10 protein-coding genes are annotated in these 12,171 nt (G+C 44.1%); 7 read left to right on the top strand and 3 right to left on the bottom strand.

Annotation, left to right across the window (positions count from 1 at the left end; translation table 11 throughout):
* Positions 1-307 precede the first annotated feature (307 nt).
* Complete coding sequence (gene hemA / locus QZY09_RS12650; protein WP_295672903.1) at positions 308-1,531, bottom strand: glutamyl-tRNA reductase; 1,224 nt, start codon at positions 1,529-1,531, stop codon at positions 308-310.
* Positions 1,532-1,698: 167 nt separating this feature from the next.
* On the opposite strand from hemA, the gene QZY09_RS12655 reads away from it, so the two are divergent.
* The 3 genes from QZY09_RS12655 to QZY09_RS12665 all read left to right on the top strand — a co-directional run bounded on the left by QZY09_RS12655 (position 1,699) and on the right by QZY09_RS12665 (position 4,074).
* The gene (locus QZY09_RS12655; RefSeq protein ID WP_295672905.1) at positions 1,699-2,088 is read left to right on the top strand and encodes a DoxX family membrane protein; all 390 of its coding nucleotides are present in this window, start codon (positions 1,699-1,701) and stop codon (positions 2,086-2,088) included.
* Positions 2,089-2,112: 24 nt separating this feature from the next.
* The gene (locus tag QZY09_RS12660; RefSeq protein ID WP_295672907.1) at positions 2,113-2,943 is read left to right on the top strand and encodes an alpha/beta fold hydrolase; all 831 of its coding nucleotides are present in this window, start codon (positions 2,113-2,115) and stop codon (positions 2,941-2,943) included.
* A gap of 135 nt (positions 2,944-3,078) precedes the next feature.
* Positions 3,079-4,074, top strand: coding sequence for an MBL fold metallo-hydrolase (locus tag QZY09_RS12665; RefSeq protein ID WP_295672909.1), 996 nt, complete (start codon positions 3,079-3,081; stop codon positions 4,072-4,074).
* A 42-nt stretch (positions 4,075-4,116) separates the two neighbouring features.
* Here the strand turns inward: QZY09_RS12665 and QZY09_RS12670 are convergent, their stop codons facing one another.
* Positions 4,117-4,872 carry a phosphosulfolactate synthase gene (locus QZY09_RS12670; protein ID WP_295672911.1) on the bottom strand — a complete coding sequence of 252 codons (756 nt, stop codon included), beginning with the start codon at positions 4,870-4,872 and terminating at the stop codon, positions 4,117-4,119.
* A 352-nt stretch (positions 4,873-5,224) separates the two neighbouring features.
* Complete coding sequence (locus QZY09_RS12675) at positions 5,225-6,628, bottom strand: tetratricopeptide repeat protein (protein ID WP_096349633.1); 1,404 nt, start codon at positions 6,626-6,628, stop codon at positions 5,225-5,227.
* 234 nt (positions 6,629-6,862) lie between these two features.
* On the opposite strand from QZY09_RS12675, the gene QZY09_RS12680 reads away from it, so the two are divergent.
* The 4 genes from QZY09_RS12680 to QZY09_RS12695 all read left to right on the top strand — a co-directional run bounded on the left by QZY09_RS12680 (position 6,863) and on the right by QZY09_RS12695 (position 12,001).
* Positions 6,863-8,407 carry an aldehyde dehydrogenase family protein gene (locus tag QZY09_RS12680; RefSeq protein ID WP_295672913.1) on the top strand — a complete coding sequence of 515 codons (1,545 nt, stop codon included), beginning with the start codon at positions 6,863-6,865 and terminating at the stop codon, positions 8,405-8,407.
* Positions 8,408-8,511: 104 nt separating this feature from the next.
* Positions 8,512-10,125 carry a S8 family serine peptidase gene (locus QZY09_RS12685; RefSeq protein WP_295672914.1) on the top strand — a complete coding sequence of 538 codons (1,614 nt, stop codon included), beginning with the start codon at positions 8,512-8,514 and terminating at the stop codon, positions 10,123-10,125.
* A gap of 199 nt (positions 10,126-10,324) precedes the next feature.
* Positions 10,325-11,341 (top strand): pyruvate dehydrogenase complex E1 component subunit beta, encoded by a 1,017-nt coding sequence (locus QZY09_RS12690; protein ID WP_295672917.1) that lies wholly within the window; start codon positions 10,325-10,327, stop codon positions 11,339-11,341.
* Between the two features lie 129 nt (positions 11,342-11,470).
* On the top strand, positions 11,471-12,001 hold the full coding sequence (locus QZY09_RS12695; RefSeq protein WP_295672916.1) for a hypothetical protein: 531 nt from the start codon (positions 11,471-11,473) through the stop codon (positions 11,999-12,001).
* The last annotated feature ends 170 nt before the right edge of the window (positions 12,002-12,171 follow it).

Raw genomic sequence — 12,171 nt, forward strand, 5'->3', positions numbered from 1 at the left:
CGGATTATACAAAATTATATTTTGCGCTATAAAAACTCTGTGCCTCTCTGCGCCTTCTTTGAGCACTCTGTGGTAAAATTTAACCACAGAGATCACGGAGACGAGAACGCAAAGATCGCCGAGGCAAATATTATTTGGTAGCCTTTTGATACAATCGACTTTTGAGACAGCCTCAACCTGTTTATAGAAAAAATTGGAATCGTTTTTAAGGCTCCACATGAGCCTACGCGTTAAAAGCCATTTTCCAGGCTGTAATTGCTATTTCAAAGAGAAAAAAAATTAAAAATTTGAAAGGAAAATCGACTGATCAATTATTGATCAATATATCCTTCGCCATGATCATGGGGACGCTGATATATTTTTTCTCCATGTAGTTGATCACTTTCTCCAGCACATCGCGGCTTTGCTGGTCCATGCCCTGCACCTCTTCTGCAAAAACGGAGTTAATGGCAGTATTGCGGATCTCTTTGATCTTTTCGGGTACCTGGCGCATAGCCACTTCAATGCGGCGTTGTTTTAGTTCCAGTAAAAAAGCGGTTATATTATCGTTGATGATGGCTTCAGCGTCGCTAAGTTCTTCATAGCGTTCCTGCAGGTTCTTTTTGGCAACTTCATTTAAAGAGTGCACCTCAATAAAGTTAACCGGGAACAGTTCAAGCACTTCTGGCGCCGTATCATTCGGGACGGCAAGGTCGACGATCGTTTTCCTGTCGGTTTCGCCATTCAATAAGCCCGCATATATTTCGGGCGTGATGATTGGTTCAACTGATGATGTACAGGTAATGATGGCATCAAACCCTTTTTTATAGCTTTTTAAAGCCTCCAGGTCAAACGCTTCCCCGTTGAGGTCAGCTGCCAGTTGTTTGGCTTTTGACAGGGTGCGGTTAAATATGGTGAAATTGGTGAATTTGTGCTTTTGAAGGTATTTGGATAGATTTAGGTTGGTTTCGCCTGCGCCGATGATCAGTACGCGGGCATTCGTGCAAAGTTTCAGGTCCTTTAACTTTCGGTAAGCCAGCGAGACCACCGAAATCGGGTTCTTTGAAATATTGGTATGCGTATAAACCTCTTTTGCGGTTTTAACCACGCAGTTCATAAACATGCGCAGCCCGTCGCCGGTAAGACCGGCCTCGCGGCAGCTATCATAAGCTTTGCGTAATTGCGCCAGAATCTCTTTTTCACCTACAATCAAACTTTCCAGTGAGCACGAAGTACGTAACAGGTGATCAAGCGCTTCGCGGTTTTCGTAAATAGCGGCGGCTTCTAAAAATGCGCTGGTTGAAACAGGGCACAGGCCCATTTGCAGCGAGTACATAAATTGCTTTGCGAATTCTTTATCCACCACGCGGTCGGTGATCATCACAAACTCAACCCGGTTGCAGGTACCCAGGTAAAAAATCTCCGAAATACCGAATTCCTGTTTAACCCGGTGAAGTTTATCTGTTAGATTTTCCTGGCAAATCACCAATTTTCCCAACTCCTTCAGCTCGATCTGTTTGTGCGTAAAAGCGATTACCTTTAGATACTTCAAAGCAATTTTAAAATTTAACCCGACAAAAATAATAGGATAAACCACATCACGTGTCAACACTTTGTCATACCGATGTATTTAGAATGATTACAAATTGAATCCAAAGGCCGTTTTTATCGTATTTATTTGGTGAAAAAGCCCTTTTAAAAAATTTTATATCAAAAATCATGCATAAACTTAAAAAAATAAGCCTCGTCATTATGGTAATCGGGTATGGTGCAGCAGGCCTTAACCATTTCAGGAATCCGGCTTCCTACATCAAAATAATACCGCCTTACTTTCCTCATCCTGAAATTTTGAATATTGCAGCAGGTATTTTCGAAATCGGTTTTGCCGTCATGCTCCTATTCGGTCGAAGCCGCAGGCTGGCCGCATGGGGAATCATATTGATGCTGATTGCTTTTTTACCCGTCCATATCAAAATGGTGATCGACGCGCCCTTTATGCTGGGCGATTTGAAAGTAACGCCGTTTATTGGCTGGCTGCGGCTGGTGTTGTTGCAGCCGCTGCTGATTTTGTGGGCGTGGTGGTACACAAAAATTAATAGGTTAAAATAGTCTACTTTTGTTTCATAACTAATCATGATCAAAAAACAATATTTTACCCTCCCCGGCGCTAAGGGCCGCGGCATGCAGATGGACCTGACCTTTGACGATACTTTAAAGAAGGCGCCGATGGTAGTTTTTGCGCATGGCTTTAAGGGCTTTAAGGACTGGGGATCGCATAACCTGGTGGCTCATTATTTTGCCGAAAATGGTTTCAGGTTTTTAAAGTTCAACTTTTCACATAACGGCACTACCGTTGCACATCCAACTGATTTTGCCGACCTGATCGCGTTTGCGGATAATACTTTTACCATGGAGCTTGATGACCTTAACGCAGTGATCGATTTTGCCTGCGGCGGATCGGCGATGCCTTCGGAGCCATGGGTGTATTTGATGGGGCACAGCATGGGCGGCGGATTAAGTATCATCAAAGCGGCAGAAGACCAGAGGGTAAAAAAACTGGTTACGATGGCATCTATCTCGGACTTCCGGAATTTGTGGGCTCCTGAAATAGAGCCCCAGTGGCGCCTGCAAGGAATCACCTATGTGTTGAATAAACGAACCGGGCAGGAACTGCCTTTAAAGAAAACCCTTTTAGAAGACCTGGATAAAAACCTGGCCCGCCTTGACATCATCGCGAAAGCAAAAGAAATCAAACACCCCTGGCTTATTGTCCATGGGGATGCCGATCCTACTGTTGCCTTAAGCTGCGCCGAAGAATTGAAAGCGGCCCAGCCTGCTGCAGAACTGGTAGTGATACCTGGCGCCGACCATACTTTCGGTTCGTCACAACCGTATTTGGGAACGGCCCTCCCGCCTCTGTTAGAAGAGTTTTGCAGGCAGGCTGTCATTTTTCTACAAAAATAGCCATCTAATTACATCCAAAGGGAAACAAATCCCGTTTATCAGGTTTAATGCAACTAACTGGATGTAACAATTTAGGTTGATGCTTTTCTAACTTATGCCTTCAAAGGGTATATTTGATTGATTTGATAATGACATATGAGTTTAACCGGCGCTAAAAAAAAGGGTAAGAAATTCCTTAACCCAATTCCTACCGATGAGGCCGGGTTCGGCAAGATGGTGCCCATCCTAAAAGAATATATTAACAATAAGGCCGAAAATAATCCTAAACAAACTATCGGCCCATTTAAAACGGACCTCTCTGTTTTCCAAACCCCGCCCATAAGTGGTTTGCGCGTTACCCTGGTAGGGCATTCCAGTTTGTTGATCGAGATCGACGGTAAACGGATCCTAACCGACCCTGTATGGAGCGAAAGAGTTTCGTTTTTATCCTTCATGGGGCCAAAGCGTTTTTTTGAGCCGCCCTTAGCGCTGGAGGACCTGCCGCCACTGGATGCGGTGATCGTTTCGCACGACCATTACGATCACCTGGATAAAGCAACGATAAAGTTTTTTGCCGGTAAAAATATCCCGTTCTTTTGTTCGCTAGGCGTAGGGCGGCACCTGGAAAGATGGGGCCTGTTAAAAAATTTTATTACCGAGATGGATTGGGGAGATAGTGTAATGATAGGTGCGGATTGCGTGCTCACCGCTATGCCTGCAAGGCATTTCAGCGGCAGGGGGATCATCGGGCGAAATGAAACCTTATGGTCATCTTTTGTGATAAAGGGTAATACACATAATATATTTTTCGGGGCCGATTCAGGATGGTTTCCGGGTTTTGAAGAGATCGGCAATTTATTTGGGCCTTTTGATTTGACCATGCTTGAAATTGGCGCATATGGCCAATACTGGGCGGATATCCATATGGGGCCCGATAATGCCTCAAACGCACACCTTGCACTGAAAGGTAAAATCATGATGCCCATCCATTGGGGTACCTTTAACCTGGCCCCGCATGCCTGGTATGAGCCTATTGAAAGGTTGATAGGCTATGCCAAAGAAAAGGATATTCAATTATTTGTTCCCGAGCCGGGTAAGCCTACTGAATTGAAGCCGTATGTTTCGGGGTGGTGGAAGAAGTATAGGGGCTAGCCCCCTGGCCCCCTAAAGGGGGAATAACAGCGGAAGGCTTCTCTACAAAAAATGATCAAACGTATCGCTTCTGATACCGAGGCGTAGGGTCTCCAGCGGGATAACTTCTGCCGGGGCGATGTTGCCTAAATTTACATTTGCGCCGATAAGTTTGATGAACCATACCTGCTGCGCTTTTTGCGGGGCTTCCCAAATGATGGTTTCTTCGGGGATCTGTGTTAAGATCTCATCTACCAGGCCCTGGCGTACCTCGCCGGAATCGCGGTAAATACCCACATTCCCGCTTTCGCGGGCTTCGGCGATCACCTTCCACGAACCGGCCTCAATTTCGGCCTTCATCAGTTTGATCCATTTGTATGGTGCAAATATCTTTTGAACGTCCTTTGAGCCTACTTCTGAGATCACCGTTACAAGTTTACTCAGCTTTTGGATGTATTCGCATTTTACTTCATGTTCAATTTCAATAGAGCCATCTGATACTTCAACATACTCCATTTTGTATTTATCCAGGATGCGGCAATAGTCGTCAAACTGGTTTCGTATCAAAAATGCTTCAAATAAAGTCCCGCCAAAATAAACCGGAATACCGGCGCTGCGGTAGATGTCCAGTTTCTCCTGCAGTTTGGGGGTTACAAAAGAAGTGGCCCAGCCCAGTTTAACAATATCAGTGTGGGTACCGGCTACTTCTATAAAATCTTCAACCTGTCGTAAACTAAGCCCTTTATCCATAACCATAGTTATGCCGCTGTTTCGGGGTTTCACCGCGCGCTCCGGAAGGTTATTCATCTGGTAATTCATAAATTCGGATTAGTTATAGACTATAACTAAAAGTTTTAATGGCAGCAAAGATGGGGAAAGATGTGCAGATGTGCAAGTTTGATGTGCAGATATGCTGATGGGTAGATGTGCTGACGTGCAGATGTGCAGATGTGCAGATATGCTGATGTGCAGATGTGCAGATGTGCGGATGTGCGGATGTGCGGATGAGGAAAAATGTTTGGATGTTAGAATGATTTAATCCGCGAAGCAGACAAGTGCGATAGAGTTTGCTATTCTAAACAAAACAGCCCGATTAAATACGTTAATCAGGCTGTTTTGCTAGTCCTTTTATTTCTTCATCTGCACATCTGAAATCTGCACATCCGCACATCTATTTCGTATACCTGTTAATAATATCAACGATCACTTTGTTTTTTTGCAACTGCGGCAAATAATCAAACAGGATATAGTGTTTTTCCGGGTCGGCGGACAGGGCCATTTCCAAATGAGTAAGGGCCTCGTTATAGTCGCCTTTGGCAAATAAATAAGCCACCATCCGGTAATAAAGTTCTGCCGCATCCGGGTTGCACTTTATGGCTTGCGCAATCACTTCTATCGCGTCAACCAGGCGCTGCTGTTCGTATAATATAGATGAATAATCCAGCCAGGCATCCACATCAATAGGATTAAGCTCTACTACTTTTTCGTAAGCTTGCTCCGACTCTTCCATATGGCCCAGTTTGTATTCCGCATCGGCAATGGCAAACCAGTAATCCGCATTGGCAATATCAAGGTCAAGTGCTTTTTTGTAAAAATGCAGCGCCTCAAAATAGCGTTCTTCAAAATCAAGTGTAACGCCAATCCCGAACCATGCATCAGCCAGTTTTGGATCCATCTTCACTGATTTTTTGTAAAAAGCACGCGCATCGTCCATTTGCTCCAGCTTTTCGTAGCATTCCCCGATTGCACAATAAGTATCGGCATTAGGTTGTTCGTACTCAAATGTTTGGCGGTAAACTTCTATTGCGTCAGCATATTTCTCCAGGTTTACCAATGCATTGCCTTTATTAAAATAGGCCGACGCGAAATTATCTTTTATTAAAATGGCATAGTCATATGCATCTATCGCCTTTTCAAATAAACTTAATTTAGTAAAGGCATTGCCCAGGTTGTACCATGCAGCATAGCTGTAAGGTTCGTTATCAATATATTGCTGATAAAACGTAACGCTTTCCTGCTGGTTGTCCAAAACGTCATAGCAAAAAGCCAGTTCGTAAAGGGCATCCTGGTTTTCCATGTTTTGCTTTAAGCAAAGCTTAAGGTATGTGATGGAAGTTTCGTAGTCGCCCATGTTTTGGTAAACATAAGCTATATGCAGTAAAACTTCATCAGTATCCTCAGCCAGCTCCAGCGCCTTCTCATAATTTTCCAAAGCTTCGCCATAGCGTTCCATACTTTCGTACAGGTTGCCGCGAATAATATAAATATCCGGGTCCGAAGCTTCCAGCATGGCGGCTTTTTCAAGCGCGGCAAATGCCCCGGCCACATTATTGGTCACTACTAAAAGCTGGGCTTGTTTAATTAAAAAAACTGCGGCAAAAGGATGCTGGTTTCGGGCATACTCTGCTACTTGCAAGGCTTTAGGCGGGTCGTTCTTTTCGATATAATAGTCGATGATGTTCTCAAACGCCTGGGCATCAAAAAAGTACTGATCATGATTGCGAATCATTTCTTCGTACCGTTCTACCGAAAACTTTGCATCTTCGGTATAACCAAATTCAAATTCTTCTTCCATTCAATTTTGTTTCAGAACATATACAGTTAAGACTTTAAACTCGCTCTATTGAACTTAACATGAGATTAAATTACAAGTATTAAAACTCCATTATACAATTTAGTTATCAACATTCAAACATTGTCAACACGATTAATTACAAAGTCCTGATAATTAATGCAAATGATTTTGATGGCAAATGACGAGTTGATATAAATTGCCTTAAAGATTTTTACCTTTGACAAAAGTAAACATATGAACTTTAATATTTCAGAAATTCTGAATCGTTTACACATAAACGACATAAACGAGGCCTTTAGTACGGGAAGCAACTGGGGAAGCAGCGCTTCGGCCTCCATAAAAGAAATTATATCCCCTGTTGACGGCAAAAAAATAGCCTCCGTTAAAATAGCTACTGCAGATAATTATAACCATGTGGTTGAGCAGGCTGCCAAAGCTTTCATCAACTGGCGCACCGTTCCGGCGCCTAAACGCGGTGAAATTGTTCGCGAAATTGGCAATGCGCTGCGCGATAAAAAGGAAGACCTTGGCAAACTGGTATCCTACGAGATGGGCAAAAGCCTGCAGGAAGGTTATGGCGAAGTGCAGGAAATGATTGATATTGCAGACTTTGCCGTGGGCCTGAGCCGCCAGTTATACGGTTTAACCATGCATTCTGAACGGCCAAGCCACCGGATGTATGAGCAATACCACCCTTTGGGCATTGTAGGCGTTATTTCGGCATTTAACTTCCCGGTGGCTGTTTGGAGCTGGAATGCTATGCTGGCCTGGGTTTGCGGGGATGTTTGTATCTGGAAACCTTCAGAAAAAACACCTTTAACAGCCATTGCCTGCCAGCACATTGCGCAGGAGATATTCAAAAAACACAATATTGACGAAGGCGTTAGCTGCCTGGTGATCGGCGACAGGGAAATAGGCGAGCTGATGTCTAACGATACCCATATGCCGTTAGTTTCTGCTACCGGTTCAACCCGGATGGGTAAGGCTGTGGGCGCAGCAGTAGGGGCAAGGCTTGGCCGGAGCTTGCTGGAGCTTGGCGGCAATAATGCCATCATCATCAGCGAAAACGCAGACCTGGATATGTCACTCATTGGTGCTGTATTCGGCGCAGTAGGTACTGCCGGGCAACGTTGTACCAGCACCCGGAGGCTTATCATCCACGAAAGCGTTTACGAAAGCTTTAAACAAAAACTGGTGAGGGCCTACGGGCAGATCAAAATAGGCAACCCGCTGGATGAAAATAACCACATGGGGCCGCTGATCGATAAGGATGCCGTTAAATCATATCGTCAATCTATCGAAAAATGTAAAGCGGAAGGCGGGAAATTCGTAGTTGAAGGCGGCGAACTTGAAGGCGGCCAATATGATTCAGGATGCTATGTAAAGCCCTGCATTGCCGAGGTGGAAAATGATTATGCCATCGTTCAGCATGAAACATTTGCACCGATATTGTATCTGATCAAATACAAAACGCTGGAAGAAGCCATCGCACTGCAAAATGGTGTGCCACAGGGGCTCTCCTCAGCTATTATGACAAATAATTTGCGCGAGGCAGAACTATTTTTATCCTGTGCAGGTTCTGATTGCGGGATAGCAAATGTGAACATTGGCACATCCGGCGCCGAAATCGGCGGTGCCTTCGGCGGTGAAAAAGAAACCGGCGGCGGCCGCGAATCGGGGTCCGATGCCTGGAAAGTGTATATGAGACGCCAGACAAATACTATAAATTATTCAAAAACGTTACCCCTTGCACAAGGGATTAAATTTGAGTTGGATTAAGTTGGAAAAGTTGTAAGGGTTGCAAATGTTGGAATTGCACCTCTTACAACCCTTACAACAACTACAACCCTTACAACTTTTTACAACTACAACTACTAATATACATGCATAAACTAAAAAACTACGCCCTGGGCTCGATGTTATGCGGGGCGCTGCTAGTCAGCCTGAACACTTTTGCACAACCCGCGGTAAAAACCGAACCCGACCCGCCAAAGACATGGCACCAGATGGATTTAAAAACGGATGGTTTTTATGGCGTAAGCCTTACCCAGGCCTACCAGTTTTTAAAAGGCAAAAAAAGTAAAACCGTTGTTGTAACCACTATAGACAGCGGTATTGACACCACACAAAATGACCTTAAAAGCGTTTTATGGACAAACCCAGTGAAGACTGACCCTTATGTTGGCGATGCACATGGCTGGGACTTCTTAGGCGGAAAAGACGGAAAAGTAGATTACACGGAAACTACCGAAGAGGTACGGCAGTACTATAAACTAAAAGATAAATATGCCGGCACAACAACTGCCCCTGCCGGGCAGGAAAAGGAATTTGCATATTGGCAAAGTGTAAAAGCTACCTACGATACTACCTATAACAAAGCCCAGGCCGAAATAAAGGACCTAACAATGGAAGTGAATGTGCTTTCGGCTACTAATTATTATATCAAAAAAGAGCTGAAACTACGGTCGGACCAGACCTTTAATAAAGCTGATCTTGAAAAGATCACCACAACCAATGATACCCTTGTACAAAGCAAAACCGTTTGGCAATCGGTATTTACACAAATTGGGGACAGCACCGATAATGCCAAGGTGCTGAAAGACCTGACTGAATATTATGCCAAACAAAATAACACGGTAAACCCCGATCTGGATGCCCGTGCAAAAATTGTAGGTGACGACCCTGATGTTAACGACGGCAAGCCTTATGGCAATAACATATTAAAAACACCTGATTGCTCGCACGGTACCGGTGTTGCCGGGTTGATCGGTGCGGTACGTGGCAATGGCTACGGTATTGATGGTATAGCTGACAATGTTCTGATCATGTCGATAAAAGCGGTACCCAACGGGGATGAATATGATAAGGATATCGCCAATGCCATCCGTTTCGCCGTTGACCATGGCGCAAAAGTAGTTAACATGAGCTTTGGTAAAAAACTCTCACCACATAAAGATTGGGTAGGTGCCGCGTTTAAATACGCCGCTGCACATGATGTGCTGCTGGTAATGGCATCAGGAAATGACGGGCAGGATATGGACGCGAAGCCCGAATTTCCAAATGATACCTACCTGGATGGAACGACTACTGACAATGTGATCAGCGTAGGCGCCTCGGGCCCTAAGCTGGGTGAAAACCTCGCTGCCGATTTTAGTAACTATGGCAAAAAGAGTGTTGATATTTTTTCTCCGGGTGTTAAAGTTACCTCGATTGATATGGATGCCGAATTTAACACCGCCGACGGTACCAGCTTCTCGTCGCCTATTGTTACCGGTATTGCCGCGTTGATTTTAGAATATTACCCCAACCTGACCGCAAGCCAGGTGAAACATGCCATTTTAGCATCAGCAACCCCGTTAACCGGCACCATGGTGGTTAAACCGGGCGATAAAACCCAAAAAGTTGATTTTGCATCGCTTTCAAAAACCGGCGGGATCGTAAATGCCTATAAAGCGTTGAAAATAGCTTCAGAAATGAAGGGTGAGCGAAAGGAATAAGTCGGTATAGTTGGCAGTTGTACTGTTAAAAAAAAGCGAAGTTTCTCAAACTTCGTTTTTTTATACGTTCCGATGTTATTCTTTATCCTAAAGCTGGAATAAAACGGCGGTTTGGCGGTTTTCGCCTGAGGTTTTTTCCTTAAATAGTAAAATTATTGAGCTAAAATCACCACAAATTGCAAATCACACTTCATTGCTTATATTTGCGTTCGCAAAAAAGCATTATAGTACAATGAGAGAAATACAATTCAGAGAAGCGCTCCGGGAAGCAATGAACGAAGAAATGCGCAAGGATGAGAATATATACCTGATGGGTGAAGAGGTTGCCCAATATAACGGCGCCTATAAAGTAAGCCAGGGCATGCTTGATGAATTTGGCGAAAAAAGGGTAATTGATACCCCCATCTCCGAAGCCGGATTTACCGGGATCGGTATAGGGTCGGCAATGAATGGTTTAAGGCCGATCATTGAGTTTATGACCTTTAACTTTTCATTGGTGGCTATCGACCAGATCATCAACGGCGCTGCCAAGATCATGTCGATGAGCGGCGGACAATTCTCAGTCCCTATCGTTTTTCGCGGCCCCACAGGTAATGCAGGTATGCTAAGCTCACAGCACAGCCAGTGTTTTGAAAACTGGTACGCCAATTGCCCGGGCTTAAAGGTAGTGGTACCTTCAAATCCGTATGATGCTAAAGGCTTGTTAAAATCATGTATTATTGATCCAGATCCCGTAATTTTTATGGAATCTGAATTGATGTATGGTGATAAAGGCCCGGTTCCTGAAGAAACTTATTATATCCCGCTTGGCAAAGCCAATGTCACCAAAGAAGGATCAGATGTAACGCTGGTTGGTTTTGGTAAAATAATGAAAGTGGTAAATGCCGCGGCTGCCGAGCTTGAAAAAGAAGGCATCCATGCTGAAGTGATCGATCTGCGTACTGTGCGCCCGATTGACTATGATACCGTGATCAACTCTGTTAAAAAAACAAATCGTTTGGTTATTGTTGAAGAAAGCTGGCCTTTAGGCTCAATAGCTACCGAAGTTGCCTTTAAGGTACAAAAAGATGCTTTTGATTACCTGGACGCACCGGTATTGCGTATTATGGGCGGCGACGTTCCATTGCCTTACGCACCAACATTGATACAAGAATACCTTCCGAACCCTGAAAGAGTGATCAAGGCGGTAAAGGAAGTGATGTATGTGACTAAGTAAGTTGTAAAGGTTTTAAACGTTGTAAGGGTTTTAACTTTTGCGACCTTTACAACTCATTCCAACCAAAATATAAACCTGCTACGCAAATAGCAGGTTTTTTTATTACTTTACGTTTTTAAACTGCCTGATATGAAAAAATTAGCTTTAAAACCGATGTTTGGCCGGTCAATACTTTTGGCGGCAGCCATCTGCCTGGGTACACTTGGCGTTATGGCACAAGCGCCTGCAAAAAAGGCTGCAAAAGCGCTTGTTGCACCTGCAGCTGCAAAACCAATAGTTGCACCTAAATCAGTACCGGCGATTATAGATGCCTTTTTTAAAAAATATAAAGACAACGGTGCAGATACAGCCATCGACTACCTTTTTGGTACCAATAAATTGCTGGCTAACCTGCCGCAGCTCCCGGTTTTAAAAGCCAAATTAGATTCACTGCCCCTGTCAGCGGGTAAATACATGGGGCATGAATTGATCGCTCAGAAAAGTGCGTCGCCAAGCCTGTTTTTCTATAGTTACCTGGTCAAATTCGAAAATCAGCCCTACCGGTTTACTTTTATGTTTTATAAACCCGGAAACGAATGGGAACTGTACCGTTTCAAATATGATGACCAGATCGACTCGGAACTGGAAGAAGCCGGTAAAATAAGTAATAAACATCCGTAGAGACCCAATACTTACGTTCCCTGCTGTCATGTCAGTATACCCGAGGCTGTATCATAAGTACAACAAAGACGGATTCTACAAAATTATATTTGCGCTATAAAAACTCTTTGTCTCTCTGCGCCTTCTTTGAGTACTCTGTGGTAAAATTTAACCACAGAGATCACGGAGAC

The sequence above is a fragment of the uncultured Mucilaginibacter sp. genome (genome assembly GCF_903913935.1).
Classification (GTDB): Bacteria; Bacteroidota; Bacteroidia; order Sphingobacteriales; family Sphingobacteriaceae; genus Mucilaginibacter.

Coding starts and splice junctions, on each gene's coding strand:
- QZY09_RS12680 (WP_295672913.1), top strand. CDS start 6,863: ATGAACTTTAATATTTCAGAAATTCTGAATCGTTTACACATAAACGAC.
- QZY09_RS12670 (WP_295672911.1), bottom strand. CDS start 4,872: ATGAATTACCAGATGAATAACCTTCCGGAGCGCGCGGTGAAACCCCGA.
- QZY09_RS12655 (WP_295672905.1), top strand. CDS start 1,699: ATGCATAAACTTAAAAAAATAAGCCTCGTCATTATGGTAATCGGGTAT.
- QZY09_RS12685 (WP_295672914.1), top strand. CDS start 8,512: ATGCATAAACTAAAAAACTACGCCCTGGGCTCGATGTTATGCGGGGCG.
- QZY09_RS12665 (WP_295672909.1), top strand. CDS start 3,079: ATGAGTTTAACCGGCGCTAAAAAAAAGGGTAAGAAATTCCTTAACCCA.
- QZY09_RS12695 (WP_295672916.1), top strand. CDS start 11,471: ATGAAAAAATTAGCTTTAAAACCGATGTTTGGCCGGTCAATACTTTTG.
- QZY09_RS12675 (WP_096349633.1), bottom strand. CDS start 6,628: ATGGAAGAAGAATTTGAATTTGGTTATACCGAAGATGCAAAGTTTTCG.
- QZY09_RS12660 (WP_295672907.1), top strand. CDS start 2,113: ATGATCAAAAAACAATATTTTACCCTCCCCGGCGCTAAGGGCCGCGGC.